The sequence below is a fragment of the Rhizobium sp. 268 genome, from assembly GCF_036571585.1.
In the GTDB taxonomy this organism is placed as follows: Bacteria; Pseudomonadota; Alphaproteobacteria; order Rhizobiales; family Rhizobiaceae; genus Rhizobium; species Rhizobium redzepovicii.
Genome location: NZ_JAPPSO010000005.1, coordinates 1 through 15,371, shown reverse-complemented (window position 1 = coordinate 15,371; position 15,371 = coordinate 1). Strand labels below are relative to the sequence as shown.

Below are 15,371 nucleotides of genomic sequence, written 5' to 3'. Positions count from 1 at the left end.
GTGCGGAATGCACGACGGATGATAATCTCGATTTTGAAGAGGGAAGTTCGTCCAGGGCACGTTGTCGGCGTGCGATAACAAAAGTCAAACAAGCAATATCGACAATGCCGATATAATCACTCAACCCGAATTTGTCAACTTTCAGTTTTTTGAAACTCTATATTCTCTATAAGGTTGCATCGCCGCCGCTTTACATTGTCGCCGGTGCGTGACGCGTCATCGGCAAGGCCCGGAACGGATCGGCGTCACCAATGCATGCGTTACGAGCGCGGGCGCGTCTTCTGCGGATCATAATGCGACAACGGCACGATCGTCGCCGGCAGGCGCTTCTGGTGACCGTCGAGCTTGCCGATTTCGACCTCGGTGCCGGGGTTTGCATGCATCACGTCGATGCGGGCGAGCGCGATCGTCTTGCCTAGGATCGGCGAGCGGGTGGCGCTGGTGACGACGCCTATCTGGGCCCGACCGATATGGATGCAATCGCCATGGCCGACGGCCTCGTTGGCCTTAATGTCGAGGCCGACGAGCAGATGGCGCGGATGCTCCTTGCGCCGGATCAGCGCTTCGCGGCCGATGAAATCATCCTGCTTGGATTTCAGCGGCACGGTGAAGCCGATGCCGGCCTCGAACGGGTCCGTCTGGTCGGTGAATTCGTGATGGGCAAAAATCAGGCCCGCCTCGATGCGGACCATGTCGAGCGCCTCCAAGCCCATCGGCTTCAACCCGTGCGGCTGCCCTGCTTCCCAGACGGCGTCGAACACCGTCAGCGCATCCTTCGGATGACAGAAGATTTCGTAGCCGAGCTCGCCTGTATAACCCGTGCGCGAGACGACGACCGGGGCGCCCTCGAAACCGCCGATGCGGCCGACGGTGAAGCGGAACCATTCGAGTTCGCCGATCGTCGGTTGGCGCGGCGCCGTCCAGATCATGTCCTCCAGGATATCGCGGCTCTTCGGGCCCTGCAGGGCAATATTGTGCATCTGATCGGTCGACGAGCGGACCCAGGCCTTGAAGCCCTTTTTCTCGGCCTGCTGACGCAGCCATACGCCGCTGAAATCATCGCCGCCGATCCAGCGGAAATTCTTATCGCCGAGCCGGAAAAGCGTGCCGTCATCGATCATGCCGCCGTTTTCATAGCACATGGCGGAATAGACGACCTGGCCGGTCGACAGTTTGCGCACGTCGCGCGTCAGGCAGTACTGCAAGAGCTCCTCTGCATCCGGCCCCGTCACCTCGAACTTCCGCAAGGGCGAGAGGTCGATGACGGCGGCGCGCTCACGGCAGGCCCAATACTCCTCGACCGGCCCTTCGGCGGAAAAGCGGTTCGGCAGCCAGTAGCCGCGATATTCAGCATAGTCCCGCGTCAAGGCGGAGAGACGGGGATGGAAGGCGGTTTCGCGCGTCAATTCGGCGTCGGCATCTGGGGTCATGCGATAGGCCACCGCTCGTGAGAATTTCTCTTTTCCGGAAAAAGTGCGGACGTGGATATCCGTCGGGTCCCAGCCGTTCGCCGCGTCGATATCGTCGGGGCAGGACGAAGAGACGCAGACGAGATCAGTCAGCGCCCGCATCAGCACGTAATCGCCTGGGCGCGACCAGGGCTCGTCGAGGTAGAGCTGGTTGTTGTGGTCGATATTGGTGTTGTAGAAATAATTCAGCGCTTCCCAGCCCTTGCGGCCGGCAATGCCGTAAGGCGCCAGCACCGCGTTGAAATTGTCCGTGCAGTTGACGTGGCCGGGATACCCCATGTCATCGTAATAGCGCGAATTGCAGGCGGTCGCGAAGGCATCGTGGCGCCCGACCGTATCCTGGACGATCTCAACCAGCGGCTCAAAGTCGCGGTCGAAGGCCTTGGAGGGCAGGCCGGGCATCGGATAGCTGCGGCTGAGCAGCGTGCGGGTCACCGTGGAATCCAGCGCGAGATCGAGGCCCTTGTCGACCTTGCGGGCGGCGAAAGCCTGGAAATCGGTGCATTGGCGTCCATAAACATCAATGATCTGGATGAATTCGCCGGCACGCACGAAATAGGCTGCGGCGGTCGCCGCCCGGATGCGGATATCCTCGATGGGGTCGGCGGCCGGTTCCGGCAGGGCGGAGGCATAATCGCGGATCAGCAGGCTGCGCTTGATCCTCACCTCGATCGGCGTCGCCGTATCCTGCGCCTCCGGAGACATCGCACCGGCGGGTGCTGCGACGATCAGCAGTCCCTTCATGGCAACAGTGAATTCAGCCCGGTTGCCCGGGCTCGATCCCGTCCCGAAAATGCTGAGCGCTCCAGCCGCCGCAAGATCGGCGCCGCGCCGCTCAAGCGCTGCGCGCGTGCGGGCGGCACTTTCATCCTCTTCTTGAAGAATGGCCTTTAACCCGTCGGCTGAATTGCTGAATGTTGTTCCGAGGCCTGCCGCCAGGAAACGGCCTTTCTCATCGAGGAAGGAGATCTCGCAAACCTGTCCGCCCTCGCTGTCGATAACGCTGACGCCATCTCCGGACTCGACACGCACGACGACCGATCCGCCGCCCTTTGCTCTGTAGCGTTCCGTCCCCTCCGGCAGGGCAGGGATGCCGGGATAACGCACGAGGCTCGGAGCCGCGGGCCGCAGGCCCGTCATAACAGGATGAAGTTCTCGCATTCTGCCCTCATTGGGGAGGATCGGGATGCCCCTCGGCGCCCACCCATACAGGTTACAAAATGGCGAGGGAAAGTAAAGTCGAGTTGACTAAAAAGAAAATATCTTCACTATGCATAAAGGGTCGAGACTCGGGAATCCGTCGGGACACGGATCGCCAAAATCATCCGGGCGGGCTTGAGACTGTCAGGGAGACACGTTCAGGGAGACGTACAAAGATACGTCCGGGAACAAATCGAATGGGGAATTTCACCGATGACAGACGTTGTGGAGGCCGGGATTCCATCCGGCACCGAAGGTAAGCTTGTACGCGCGCTCGACTGGAAGGGCGCATTCTGGGTGGCGGCGGGCGTGCCACCGCTCGTTCTCTTCTCCATCGGCGGCATTGCAGGCACGACGGGCAAGCTCGCCTTCGTCGTCTGGATCATTTCGATGGTGATGGGTTTCCTGCAATCCTTCACCTACGCCGAAATCGCCGGCATGTTCGCCAACAAATCCGGCGGCGCCTCGGTCTATGGCGCCACCGCATGGCTGCGTTATTCGAAGTTCATCGCGCCGCTGTCGGTCTGGTGCAACTGGTTTGCCTGGTCGCCCGTGCTGTCGCTCGGCTGCGCCATCGCCGCCGGTTATATTCTCAATGCATTCTTCCCAATTCCGGCGGCAGATTCGCAGATGGTCCTCGACTGGATCTCCGCGCATGCCGCGTCCATCACGGCCGATAGCCCCCGCGTCGCCGAATATATTGCTGCCCATGCCGGCACGACGCCCGATGACGCCGTCAAGGCGTTGCTGAGCACCGACGGCGTCGCCGCGCTGACGCCGTGGATCCGCAGCTGGTCGCTCGTCAGCTTCAGCATTCCCTTCCTCGCCACCGCCAACGTCAATGCCACCTTCTTCATCGGCGGCATCCTGATGCTGATCATCTTCGCGATCCAGCATCGTGGCATCTCCGAAACCGCCAGCGTGCAGAAGTGGCTGGCGATCATCGTGCTGGTGCCGCTGCTCATCATCGGCCTCTACCCGATCGTCAGCGGCCATATCCTTGCCGCCAACGTCACCGGCCTCGTGCCGCCGACGGCCGCCTATTCCGGCGCCGACGGCAGCTGGAGCAACGGCGGCTGGACGCTCTTCCTCGGCGGCCTCTATATCGCCGCCTGGTCGACCTACGGCTTCGAGACCGCCGTCTGCTACACCCGCGAACTCAAAAACCCGAAGACCGACACTTTCAAGGCGATCTTCTATTCCGGCCTTGCCTGCTGCCTGTTCTTCTTCCTCGTGCCCTTCGCCTTCCAGGGCGTTCTCGGTCATGCGGGCATGCTCGCGCCCGGCATCGTCGACGGCACCGGCGTTGCCGAAGCGCTCGGCGGCCTGATCGGCGCCGGCCGGGTGATCACCCAGCTGCTCGTCGTGCTGATGATCATGGCGCTCTTCCTCGCCATCATGACGGCGATGGCCGGTTCCTCGCGCACGCTCTACCAGGGCTCGAAGGACGGGTGGCTGCCGAAATATCTCGACCACGTCAACGAAAACGGTGCGCCGACACGGGCGATGTGGACCGATTTCGCCTTCAACCTCTTCCTGCTGGCCATCGCCTCGGATACCGGCGGTTACTTCTTCGTGCTCGCCGTCTCGAATGTCGGCTACATCATCTTCAACTTCCTGAACCTCAATTCCGGCTGGATCCACCGGATGGATTCCGGCCATATCGAACGCCCATGGAAGGCGCCGACCTGGCTGATCGGCCTCAACACCGTGCTTGCCTTCGTCAACGCGCTGTTCCTCGGCGCCGGCGCCAAGGTCTGGGGTTATTCCAACGCACTCTGGGTCGGCTTCATCTTCGCCGCCTTGATCCTGCCGGTCTTCGCCTATCGCCACTATGTGCGCGACGGCGGCAAATTCCCGGCAGGCGCAATGGAGGATCTCGGCCTCGTCGGCCAGGATCTCGGCGTCAAGAAAGCCGGCATGCTGCCCTATCTGGCACTCGCCGGCGGCCTGGCAATCGTCCTGATCGCCAACGTGATCTTCCAGCTTCCGGCCTAAATCGTCTCCCAAGCAGAAAAGCCGCCATGAAAAAACATGGCGGCTTTTTGCGTTGGTGGCTGCAGATCTGAGACAGCTTGTTGCTTATGGACCGAAGCTCAGCGGCCGCCTTCGATTTTGCGATGGCGCTGGTTGATGCCGCCCTTGCCATAGGGATAGTCGAAGGGCCGCGGGGCGCTGACCTCGTTGAGCCTCGTCATGTCATCATCGGAGAGCTTGAGCTTCATGGCGCCGAGATTGTCGGCCAGTTGCTCCGGCGTGCGGGCGCCGAGGATCACCGAGGTGATTGCCGGCTGTGCCGCCGTCCAGGCGAGCGCCACCTGCGCCATGCTGACGCCGTGCGCCTTAGCGATTTCCTCGACAACGGCGATGATCGCCCAGGTTCGTTCCATCGCATTGCGCGGCGCATAGGATTCGCCGCCACGATTGGGATTTTCGCCGAGACGGGTGGCGCCGGTCGGCATCTCGTCGCGCTTGTATTTGCCGGTCAGCCAGCCGCCGCCAAGCGGCGACCAGGGCAACAGCCCCATGCCGGCGTCCTGGCAGGCGGCGACGATTTCAAGCTCGATGTCGCGCACCAGCAGGTTATATTGCGGCTGCAGCGTCACCGGGCGCGTATAACCGCGCGCCTTGGCGATCTCCGAGGCCTTGGCGATATGCCAGCCGACATAGTTGGAAAAGCCGTAATAGCCGATCTTGCCTGAGGAAACCGCATCGTCAAGGAAGCGCAGCGTCTCCTCGATCGGCGTCAGCGCGTCCCAGGCATGCATCTGGTAGAGATCGATCTGCTCGAGGCCGAGGCGGCGCAGAGAATCGTCGAGCGCCTGGCCGAGATGCCGGCGAGACAGGCCGATATCGTTCGGTCCGTCGCCCATCGGAAAGCGGCCCTTAGTGGCGACGAGCGCCTGGCGGGCTTCGGTCGGTCGGGCCTTCAACCAGCGTCCGATGATCTCTTCCGACTTGCCGGCACTATAGACATCGGCGGTATCGATGAAATTGCCGCCCCAGGCGAAATAATCGTCGAGCAGCTTGTGCGAGGACGCTTCGTCGGCCTCCGCGCCGAAGGTCATGGTGCCCAGGCAATAGGCGGTGACGACGGTCCCGCTGGGACCGAGCTTGCGATAATCCATTTCTTCCTCCTCATGCGGATGCCCGCAGCCGACGCGCAAAATCGCCTTGGGTAGAAGCCGGGGCTTCCGCAATCTAATGACAATATCGAGCTTGAGGCGGCCGCGTGCCGCCGGATGACGTCTGGCGCCCTGGGCTCAATCTGGCGCAGGGGCGAGGGCAGCATAACCAATCCCGCCCGTGCCACAAGTGGGAAAAGATATTCCCGCAGGCCGTCGCGGACTGCGGCTTACGCTTTTGTCGAAAACGAACCGGCGATCAAATCGGCTGCGGCAACGCCGGTCTCGTAGGCGCCGTGCGCCGTCGAATAACGCGAACGCGAACAGGCTTCGCCGGCAAAGAAGATCCGTTCATCATGCGGTGCTGCGAGGACCCCGCGCAGATCGGAGGCGCCCGGCTCGGCATAGGAATAGGAGCCGCCGATATGGGGTGCCGCGGCCCAGGCCGAGATCGCCGCCACCGACAATTGCTTGCGGATATCTGCGCCGAATTGTGCCGCCAGTTCATCCCCGGCGAAGGAAAAGGCGGCCTCGCTGCCCTCACGCTCGAGATCATGGGCGAGGTCGCCGGCAAAATAAGCCTCGACGACAGGAGCGCCGAGCGGCCGGAGTTGATAGGTGCCGGTGGCAGCACGGCTGATAGAGCCGAGCATATGGGTATCGGCCGGCAGCGCCTCCGGTGTTGCAAGCCCGAGGAAGAGCTTGTCGGCGAGCCCGAGCGGCAGGCGCGCCGCCGCCTCGATCTTCTCAGGCAAGGGAGGGTCGAAGGCGATCTTGCCGGCGGCAAGGACATTAGTGGAAACAGTCACCAGCACCGCACGGGCGCTGAGCCCACCCTGGCTCGTCTCCATGTCGATACGGTGGGCATGGCGGTGGTCGATGCGCGTGACCTCGACGCCAAGCCTTACCGGCACCGGCCTGCCGTAACGGGAGATCAATGTTCCATAGCCCTCGCGCACCCGCCAATCGGGGCCAGGGCCGGGGTCGTATCTCGTGTAGTCGACGACCGACGAGCGTTCCAGCTCGGCGCCGGTGATATAGGTGCCGATCGCCCGGATCTGGCCGTTCCAGGAATTGCCGGGTTCGAGCATCGCGGCCAGATTTGTGTCATCGCCTTCATGACTGTCGAGCCGGTCGAAATAGGCGCCGATCGCCTGTTGCGCGGCCTGGGTTACCGCATCGTCGCGCTGCAGCCGCCGGCCGCCGTTCCAGGGCGCCGGTGTGCGGTCGACCCTCAATCCGACCTCGTCGGCAATACCGGTCCAGGCATTGGTTCGCGCGCCGTGCAGCCAGCCGCAGCCGAGATCGAGCGCGATGTCGGATGCTCCCGGCAGTCCGACCGACCAGGCCCTGCCGCCGAGACGGTCGCCGGCCTCCAGAAGCAGGATCGACAGATCCGGACGGATCGCCTGCAGACGCCGGGCGGCGGCAACGCCGCCGGCGCCGGCGCCGATGATGACGACGTCCTGTTCGACACTCGTGCCATTGTCACCGGGCATGGCTTTTCCTTTGGCTGCTCGCGCTCAGCTAAGCTTGCATGTCCAGGAAAGGCAAGGGCTGGGGATAGAGCCGCGCGCGATGGATTAAACCGCGTCTGCGTGACATACAGGTTCGATGAGCGTGCAGAGAGATTCGCAACTCGACATGTTTGCCAAGCCGTCGCCGGCAGTCGCCAGGGCGCGCGCTCCCTCGCGCCGGCCGACGTCGCAGCCGGCCGCCAGTTCCGATGAGGACATGGCGCGTACGCTTGAAGAAAGCGGCAACTACCGCGTCCTGCGGAAACTAACAGCCCGGCCGATCGCAACGGTCAGACGGCCGGAATTTTCGCGGCTTGGCGTCATTCTCGATACGGAAACAACAGGTCTCAACCACCGCAACGACGAGATCATCGAAATCGGCGCCGTCGCCTTCACATTCGACGATGACGGCGCGATCGGCGATATCGTCGGCATTTATGGCGGCCTGCAACAGCCGTCGCGGCCGATACCGCCGGAGGTTACCCGGCTGACGGGGATCACCGATGCGATGGTCGAAGGCCAGGTCATCGATATAAGGCCGTTGAGCGCCCTGATCGAGCCGGCCGATCTGATCATCGCCCACAATGCCGGTTTCGACCGGCCGTTCTGCGAGGCCTTCTCAAGGATTTTCGCCGGCAAGGCCTGGGCGTGCTCGGTGTCGGAGATCGACTGGAGCGCCCGCGGCTTCGAAGGCACCAAGCTCGGCTATCTCGTCGGCCAGGCCGGTTATTTTCATGACGGCCATCGCGCAGTGGACGACTGTCACGCGCTGCTGGAAATCCTCGATCGGGAGCAGGGCGACGGTGAAAGCCCGTTCGCCGAGCTTTACCGCGCCAGCCAGCGCTCGCGTATTCGCATCTTCGCCGAACACAGCCCGTTCGAGATGAAGGACCATCTGAAGGCGAGGGGTTATCGCTGGTCGGATGGCAGCGACGGCCGGCTGAAGTCCTGGTGGATCGAAGTCGGCGAAGACGATCTCGACGACGAGCTTTCCTATCTGCGCTCGGAAATTTACCGGTGGAAAGAGGCGGAGCCGCCAGTCGTGCGGCTGACGGCCTTCGACCGCTTCAAACTCTGACCGCGAAGCGGTTCGGACCCTGATCGAAAATACACCCAAATATGCCGACCCATGCAAATGTCGCATAGGTGCAGTGATGCATTGGCGCTGCAACTATCGAAGGGCTCGTACTATATACCTCTCATCGAAGCGAACGAAGCGCCAAGGACTGGCAGCTAGGCTTCGAAAGCCCACGGAAAGGGGATCATCATGAACGTAGCACGCTCTTTCAATAACTGGCGCAAGTACCGTCAGACGGTCGCTGAACTGGGCCGTATGTCCACGCGCGAACTGGACGACCTCGGCATCGGCCGCGGCGACATCCGCAACGTCGCGCGCGCTGCCATCGCCCGCTAACGGCCTGTAGACTGAGCATTTATTAAGAGTTTGGCCGGCGCCTGCTTTCTTCAGAAGCGGGCGCTTTGCTTTTGTGCTTCAGTCGGGCCTGGACCGCGTGATCAAGCCGCCCGCTTTTCGCATAACGCATAGCTGCCCTGCAAAGAAATGCCTACCAACTGAGCAAGAAATAAGTATGATTATTTCTATCGAAGCGATGCACCTCCTCCCGCATCCCTTCGAGATGCAGGCGCCCCATCCTCCTCCCAGGGTGTCTGCGGGAACGGCAGCACTCCTCCTCCCAGCTGTCGTTCGGTTTTTTTCGAAAGCCTGCCGCACCTCCTCCCGCGGCAGGCTTTTTCGTTTTTGGTCAAAAGCGCCGAAAACCGCGGCTCGCCATCCGTTATCGGGCGATGGTGGCTCTTTCCTGTTTATCCCTGATTTTGCTGGTGATTTCCGAGATCGCCGCCGGTTGTGGCTGCGTGCTGCAGAAACATATTGACTCCGAATTTGTCGTACAACTATGTAACCATTCGGTTCACTTCCGAGCGAAACGGATCGCCGAACGGATCCGGCTTCGCTGGAGCACGACGCTTGACGACAACGAAACTGAAGGAATTTTGACATGCAGATCGACGTGAGGCACGCCTCCCATCCCGAGGCCGTGCGCAATTACGACACCGAGACGCTGCGGCGCCACTTTCTGGTGGAAACCGTCTTTGCGGGCGGCGAGATCCGGCTGACTTATTCCCATTACGACCGCATGGTCATCGGCGGCGCCACACCGCTGGCGGATGGATTGCCGCTGACGGCGCCGACGGCGATCGGCCAGGAAACCTTTCTCGCCGAGCGTGAACTCGGCGCGCTGAACATCGGCGGCGCCGGCCGCATCATCGTCGACGGCACGAGCTACGATCTTGCCAAATATGATTGCCTCTATGCCGGCAAGGGCGCCAAGGACGTGCGGTTCGAGAGCGTGGATGCCGCCAATCCGGCCAATTTCTATCTGGTCTCGACGCCGGCTCATCAGACACATCCGACGGTATTGCTCACCCGCGAAAAGGCCCGCCACCTGACACCCGGCGACGCCGCGACGGCCAACAAGCGGTCGATCTACCAGTTCATCCATCCCGAGGTTTGCCAGTCCTGCCAGCTCACCCTCGGCTTCACCATGATCGAAGCCGGAAGCGTCTGGAACACCATGCCGGCCCATACGCATGACCGCCGCATGGAAGCCTATCTCTATTTCGATCTGGAAGCCGAGCAGCGCGTTTTCCATTTCATGGGCGAGCCGCAGCAGACCCGGCATATGCTGGTCGCCAACGAGCAGGCGGTCATCTCGCCGCCCTGGTCGATCCATTCCGGCGCCGGCACCAAGAATTACAGCTTCATCTGGGCAATGGCAGGCGACAATAAGAGCTTCACCGACATGGATCACATCGCTATTGCGGATCTGAGGTGAGCGCCGTGGCAAATCCCTTCGACCTCACAGGCAGGACTGCCGTCGTCACCGGCGCCAATACCGGCATCGGCCAGGCCATCGCGGCAGCGTTGGCCGAGGCCGGCGCCTCGATCGTCGCGGTCGGGCGATCCTCGATGGAGGAAACCGAGGCGCTGGTGAAGCAGGCGGGAAGCCGCTTTCATGTCGTCAAGGCCGATCTCGGCACCATCGAACCGGTCAAGGGTATCGTCGCCGAGGCCATCCAGACCTTCGGCGACCTCGACATCCTCGTCAACAATGCCGGCATCATCCGACGCGCCGATGCGCTCGACTTCACCGAGGAAGACTGGGACGCGGTAATCGACGTCAACCTGAAGACGGCCTTCTTCCTGTCGCAGGCGGCCGGCCGCCACATGGTCGAGAAGGGCAGGGGCAAGATCATCAATATCGCCTCGCTGCTCTCCTTCCAGGGCGGCATCCGCATCCCGTCCTATACCGCCTCGAAAAGCGGCCTTGCCGGCCTGACCAAGCTGCTTGCCTGCGAATGGGCCGGCAAGGGCGTCAACGTCAACGCCATCGCCCCCGGTTACTTCGTCACCAACAACACGACGGCGCTGCGCGAGGATGCCGACCGCAACGCCGCGATTCTTTCGCGCATTCCGGCCGGGCGCTGGGGAACGCCTGCCGAACTTGGAGGGGCTGCCGTGTTCCTGGCATCATCGGCCTCCGATTATGTGCATGGAACGGTGCTGCCCGTCGATGGCGGCTGGCTGGCGCGGTGATCTGTCCCAGAACGATGACTGCATAATTCAAAGTACTAAGCGCCGCGCGCCTGAAGAGACGCGCGGCGCGGTCGCATAGAGCTGCCGTCATCGAGGTCGTTTTGCCTTTCCTGCCGGCATGCGTTAGCAAAAGGACATGAGGCCAGCGCAGCCGCATCGAGGGCAGGATTCGACACAAATGACGGACAGGGACAACGCGGTCTTCAACACCATTCGCCAGCCGTCGAACCTGCGCAGCGGCCTTGCCGATACGTTGATGGCGCAGATCGAGTCCGGCGATCTGAAGCCCGGCCAGCGTCTGCCGACCGAACAGGCGATCATGAGGACGACCGGCGTGAGCCGGACGATCGTCCGCGAGGCGCTCGCTACGCTGCGCGCCAAGGGCCTGATCACCACGCGGCAGGGGCTTGGAGCTTTCGTTTCGAACGATCCCAACCCGCGATCCTTCTCGATCATTCCCAACGACCTGCAGTCGATCGACGAGATCCTTCGCGTGCTGGAGCTGCGCATGGGGGTCGAATACGAAGCCGCCGGTCTTGCCGCGCTGCGGCGCACGCCTGAAGATCTCGCCCGTATGCAGGCTCGGCTCGATGCGCTCGACAAGGCGCTGGAGGAGGGCGGATACGGCGCGCAGGAGGATTACGCCTTCCACCGGTCGATCCTGGTCGCGACGCAGAACTCCTATTACGGCCGCCTCTTCGATACATTCGGCGACCTCATGGTGCCGCGGCAATGGGCGCGCTTGGACAAGATGACGGCGGCCGAGCGCAAGCGCCATGCGGCCCGCATGCGCCGGGAGCACCATGCGATATTCGCGGCGATCCGCGACGGCGAGGAAGCCGCCGCCCGCCGCGCTATTCGAACTCACCTGTCGAAGAGCGCCGCCCGCTTCGAAGAACTGCGCGACGCCAGCACTTCCTCTTGAAGTATTAGACCTTTGGATTCGCCTTCATCAGCCGCCGCCAGCCTGCGTGATCCGTCCGCAGCTCGACGGAAGCGTGAGCCTCGGGCAGCAACGGTTTGCGTCTGCGCCGGCCGAAGCGTCGTTTGAAGCCGAGGATATTTTCGACGAAGCTCCTGGCATAGAGCCCGGGGCCGCTCGAATAGATGCGCCAGCCGCCGTCGACCGCGACCTTTCCGGCCTTGACCCGCGCCCATTGCGCCGCCGCCTCATAGCGGTCATGGAAGGCCGCGTCGCTGCTGCTGAAATAGGTATTGCGCTGGCGCAACGACGCCTGCGGCAGGGCCGTGGTGACCGCGATAGGGTTGACGACGGAAATCGCCTTCCAGAGTTCATCCGCCTCGCCGTCCAAAGCAAGCGTCTCGCAATAGCGCAGATGCGCATGCACATACATCAGCCCGATCTCGCGGCCGAAGAAGGACGAGGATTCCGCCCGGCGAAACAGCGTCTCAGGACCGCCGGCATAGGTCGCCGGCTTCTCCATCAGCCGCACGCCGTCTGGGAAGAGCAGATGCTCTTCGATCAGCTTCATATGATCGTGTCGCTGATCCGGCGAAAACAGCCCGCCGAGCATCGCCTGCGTCATCGCAATCAGCGAGTAGGAGAGACCGGTGCGCCGGTCGCTCGGGTGCAGCAGCAATTCGACCCCATCATGGGCGGGATCGAAAATGCCGTAACCGGCAACGATACCGTCTCGCACGAGATGGCGGTTGAAATCCCGCCGCATCGCCGTTGCGATTTTCCTCAGCGATTTTGCCTTGTTATTTCTGGCCTTTTTCCCATGGCCGAGTCGGCGCAGGATCGCGGAATAACGGACGATCTGTTCGTAAAGCAGGGCGACGGTCCAGCTGCTGACCATCCAGTCGCGCAGATGCGGATCGGCCGGCTGCAGGGAATCGTTCCAGTCCCCCTCGCCATAACGGATCAGATGCGTTCCCGGGATGAACTGGCCGCGGACGGTATCGAGCAGCTTGTCGACATGGATCGCGATGCTGTCGGCCTTCGGCGCCTTCTGCATGGTCTTTTCGTCGCGCCAGGAGACCTTCTCGCCAAGAATGGCGAGATCGCCGGTCGCTTCGATATAGTCGCAGAGCGCCTTCAACGGCCAGACGATCACGTCGCCATGGCTGTCGCCCGCCCGGATATTGGCATAGGGCTCCAGCATGAACCATTGCGGCCAGTCGCCCTTCTCAAGGTACTGCTCGCTGAAGACCGTTTTCACCACCTCCTTGGCTTCGCGGTCATGCTCATAGGCGAGCAGGAATTCGATCGGCCCCTGACAGGCGTCGCGTGTGCCCCAGGCGGCACCGGTATATTGCTCGAGGCCGTGCGGAACGCTCAGATGCACGATGGCGTCATGCGCGAGCCAGGGCAGCAGCGTCGTCTGCGCGGCCAGGTCCGGCGAAGGGCTATCGATCGTCAAACCACGAACGGCGTTCCGCCAGAATTTCGAGGCCGGCGCGAGCATGGCTGCATCGGTGACGCCAGCCTCATAACGCTGCGCCAGCCGCTCGGCTTGTTCAGCATTCGTCATCGAGCCGACCACCGCGAACGAGAATGCCTGGGTCGGCCGGGAGCGCAGAGCGACGAAGGCGCCGTGGCGTGCAATGCCATCGGTATAGAGCAGTTCGTCGCCGCCGATCTCCTCGATGGCATCTGGCGTCGAACTCACCAGCCAATAGCCAGCATCGGGATAACGCTCGCCCCAGAGCCAGGCCGGATCCGGCCGGAAGGCGATGCGTTTGCGTGCGGCATCGACCGCGATCTGCCCGCCCGCGTCATATTCGCGCTCGCCGAGGACGACATGACCGAACACCAGGAAGCGGCACGGCTTGCCCTCAACGGAGACGGTCCATTGCATGGCCGCATCCTCGCCGGAGGCGACCGCCGCAACGGTGATCGTGCGTTCCGAACATTGGTAGATCCAGCGGCAGTCGTTGAGCCCCATTTCGAATGCGGACGGCACCGCAAGCAACTGCCAACCCGCCCCGATATCCGCCATGATGCGCAGCCCGCTGGCGCGCGTGAGGTTATAGGGGTCGCGGGAGACAGAAAAGAGCTTGTGGAACGAGGTATTGCCGATCGTCAGCTGCGCGGCGAAAATGCCCTGCATCCAGCAGGTGGCGGCAAGGGTGGAATCGTCGAGCAGCATATTCTCACCGCTTCGGACGATCGCGCCGTGACGGCGGGCCACCAAAAGCTCTTTCTCGCGCAGCACGACGTGGCGGTTAAGGACGCCGTCCCGCGTGAAGAACGACAGCAGCTTTCCGCCGGCGCGCTCTTCCAGGCTCCGCTCTGGATAGAGCCGGCCGATCGCCTTTTTGTCGAGCGCTTCGACCTCCAACAGCGACGCGTCCTGCAACAGGCTGCGGACCGGCGTCACCTCTTCGAGACCGGCGGCAACTCTTTCCGCAGCTGCAAGCCCGTCGAGCCGCGCAAGATCGGCATCGCTCGACGCCTCGGGATGATCGGCGGCAAACACCGCAAAGAACGTCGCACCAGCACCGCTTGCGGAAATGGCGAGCGGTTTCGATTGAATGGCCGGGCAGGCCGTTTCCTGCTGCCGCCGTTCGCTCGGCAGGCTGGCGCCGAAGGGGCCGACCAGCCGATCGCCGAGGCGGTCTTTCGCCTGCACCAGCTGGATTGCATCCGTGGCATAGGCCGCCGTCCCGTCGAGGCAGCCCTGGGCGAGCCAGGGACTGCGGGCGCCACCCTGTTGGAGATTTTGCCGGTTCATCACCACGGGCCCGAATGCCGGATGATCGGCGATATGATGATCGACATATTGCGAGGCATAGGCTTCGCTGTTCATCAGGAAGCCGCGATCACCAAGGCCGACATCCTGGATCAGCACCAGATCCGCCGGCAGGGTTTTCTTTTCCGGATGCCGGAGGGAGGTGCGCCAGAACCATGCCGTTTCGGAGGGATGGAGTTCGAGCCGGACGTCATAACCGATATCGCCTGTCCTGCCGTTCCAAGAGAAGCTCGTCGCATCGTATCCGAAGCTGCCATTGGCACGCGGGCCGACAATCTCGACGACATCAGGCCGAGCGCCGCCGATGCGCAGATAAAGGCGGCCGATGCCGCCGATGAGCGGCGAACCCTGGATCTGATTGATCTGCACCGAGCCCTTGTCGTCGGCATATTCGATGGCAAACAGCGTGCCGTTCGGCAGCGCCGATATCGACAGGCCGGAGCCGTTGCTGATCGTAAACAGGCCGAGATCGTCGCGTCGGGGCATTTGAAAGTTGCGGTCAAGGTTCGGGGCCATTGAGATCTCGTCGATTGATCAGAGAGGAATCGAAGGATGACGCAAAAAGATTGAGAGAAATCTTACCGGCGATCGGATCGACTGTCTCTGTATACCGGCACCAAACGAGCAGATCGAGGAGGATTGATGTTCGATCTCGGTGGCGGTTGACGTGCCCCCAATAATTTAGGCCATTTGGAACTGGAATTTTCCACTTATGATCCCCGATGGGA

General features: G+C 62.4%; 12 protein-coding genes. 7 read left to right on the top strand and 5 right to left on the bottom strand.

Annotated elements, in window-relative coordinates; translation table 11 throughout:
* Window positions 1-260 precede the first annotated feature (260 nt).
* Window positions 261-2,630, bottom strand: a complete 2,370-nt coding sequence (locus tag OS035_RS11000) for a DUF1989 domain-containing protein (RefSeq protein ID WP_331813677.1) — start codon at window positions 2,628-2,630, stop codon at window positions 261-263.
* Window positions 2,631-2,882: 252 nt separating this feature from the next.
* Between OS035_RS11000 and OS035_RS10995 the strand changes: the two genes are divergently transcribed.
* The gene (locus tag OS035_RS10995; RefSeq protein ID WP_097629719.1) at window positions 2,883-4,667 is read left to right on the top strand and encodes an APC family permease; all 1,785 of its coding nucleotides are present in this window, start codon (window positions 2,883-2,885) and stop codon (window positions 4,665-4,667) included.
* A 98-nt stretch (window positions 4,668-4,765) separates the two neighbouring features.
* Here OS035_RS10995 and OS035_RS10990 read toward each other — a convergent pair whose 3' ends face one another.
* Together OS035_RS10990 and OS035_RS10985 are read right to left on the bottom strand one after the other, a co-directional pair.
* Complete coding sequence (locus OS035_RS10990) at window positions 4,766-5,797, bottom strand: aldo/keto reductase (protein ID WP_097629720.1); 1,032 nt, start codon at window positions 5,795-5,797, stop codon at window positions 4,766-4,768.
* 227 nt (window positions 5,798-6,024) lie between these two features.
* A complete protein-coding gene (locus OS035_RS10985; protein ID WP_131710789.1) occupies window positions 6,025-7,293 on the bottom strand; it encodes a flavin monoamine oxidase family protein in 1,269 nt (422 codons plus the stop codon).
* Window positions 7,294-7,408: 115 nt separating this feature from the next.
* Between OS035_RS10985 and OS035_RS10980 the strand changes: the two genes are divergently transcribed.
* From OS035_RS10980 to OS035_RS10955, 6 genes are all read left to right on the top strand, one after another.
* The gene (locus OS035_RS10980; protein WP_131710790.1) at window positions 7,409-8,389 is read left to right on the top strand and encodes a 3'-5' exonuclease; all 981 of its coding nucleotides are present in this window, start codon (window positions 7,409-7,411) and stop codon (window positions 8,387-8,389) included.
* Between the two features lie 189 nt (window positions 8,390-8,578).
* Window positions 8,579-8,725: a DUF1127 domain-containing protein gene (locus OS035_RS10975; protein WP_011428254.1), complete on the top strand. Its 147-nt coding sequence runs from the start codon at window positions 8,579-8,581 to the stop codon at window positions 8,723-8,725.
* 175 nt (window positions 8,726-8,900) lie between these two features.
* A complete protein-coding gene (locus tag OS035_RS10970) occupies window positions 8,901-9,206 on the top strand; it encodes a hypothetical protein (RefSeq protein ID WP_131710791.1) in 306 nt (101 codons plus the stop codon).
* A gap of 123 nt (window positions 9,207-9,329) precedes the next feature.
* Window positions 9,330-10,166: a 5-dehydro-4-deoxy-D-glucuronate isomerase gene (gene kduI, locus OS035_RS10965; protein WP_331813676.1), complete on the top strand. Its 837-nt coding sequence runs from the start codon at window positions 9,330-9,332 to the stop codon at window positions 10,164-10,166.
* Window positions 10,163-10,927: a 2-dehydro-3-deoxy-D-gluconate 5-dehydrogenase KduD gene (kduD, locus tag OS035_RS10960; RefSeq protein ID WP_331813675.1), complete on the top strand. Its 765-nt coding sequence runs from the start codon at window positions 10,163-10,165 to the stop codon at window positions 10,925-10,927. Before kduI ends, kduD begins: the two co-directional genes overlap by 4 nt.
* A 178-nt stretch (window positions 10,928-11,105) precedes the next feature.
* Complete coding sequence (locus tag OS035_RS10955) at window positions 11,106-11,852, top strand: FadR/GntR family transcriptional regulator (RefSeq protein ID WP_131710792.1); 747 nt, start codon at window positions 11,106-11,108, stop codon at window positions 11,850-11,852.
* Window positions 11,853-11,856: 4 nt separating this feature from the next.
* Here the strand turns inward: OS035_RS10955 and OS035_RS10950 are convergent, their stop codons facing one another.
* On the bottom strand, window positions 11,857-15,159 hold the full coding sequence (locus tag OS035_RS10950; protein WP_331813674.1) for a cellobiose phosphorylase: 3,303 nt from the start codon (window positions 15,157-15,159) through the stop codon (window positions 11,857-11,859).
* On the bottom strand, window positions 15,143-15,371 hold a 229-nt coding region (locus OS035_RS10945; RefSeq protein ID WP_331813673.1), incomplete at its 5' end, for a hypothetical protein. The genes OS035_RS10950 and OS035_RS10945, both read right to left, overlap by 17 nt.

Excerpts from the sequence above, each read along its gene's own strand:
- OS035_RS11000 (WP_331813677.1), bottom strand. The coding sequence starts at position 2,630 with ATGCGAGAACTTCATCCTGTTATGACGGGCCTGCGGCCCGCGGCTCCG.
- OS035_RS10995 (WP_097629719.1), top strand. The coding sequence starts at position 2,883 with ATGACAGACGTTGTGGAGGCCGGGATTCCATCCGGCACCGAAGGTAAG.
- OS035_RS10990 (WP_097629720.1), bottom strand. The coding sequence starts at position 5,797 with ATGGATTATCGCAAGCTCGGTCCCAGCGGGACCGTCGTCACCGCCTAT.
- OS035_RS10985 (WP_131710789.1), bottom strand. The coding sequence starts at position 7,293 with ATGCCCGGTGACAATGGCACGAGTGTCGAACAGGACGTCGTCATCATC.
- OS035_RS10980 (WP_131710790.1), top strand. The coding sequence starts at position 7,409 with ATGAGCGTGCAGAGAGATTCGCAACTCGACATGTTTGCCAAGCCGTCG.
- OS035_RS10975 (WP_011428254.1), top strand. The coding sequence starts at position 8,579 with ATGAACGTAGCACGCTCTTTCAATAACTGGCGCAAGTACCGTCAGACG.
- OS035_RS10970 (WP_131710791.1), top strand. The coding sequence starts at position 8,901 with ATGATTATTTCTATCGAAGCGATGCACCTCCTCCCGCATCCCTTCGAG.
- kduI (WP_331813676.1), top strand. The coding sequence starts at position 9,330 with ATGCAGATCGACGTGAGGCACGCCTCCCATCCCGAGGCCGTGCGCAAT.
- OS035_RS10955 (WP_131710792.1), top strand. The coding sequence starts at position 11,106 with ATGACGGACAGGGACAACGCGGTCTTCAACACCATTCGCCAGCCGTCG.
- OS035_RS10950 (WP_331813674.1), bottom strand. The coding sequence starts at position 15,159 with ATGGCCCCGAACCTTGACCGCAACTTTCAAATGCCCCGACGCGACGAT.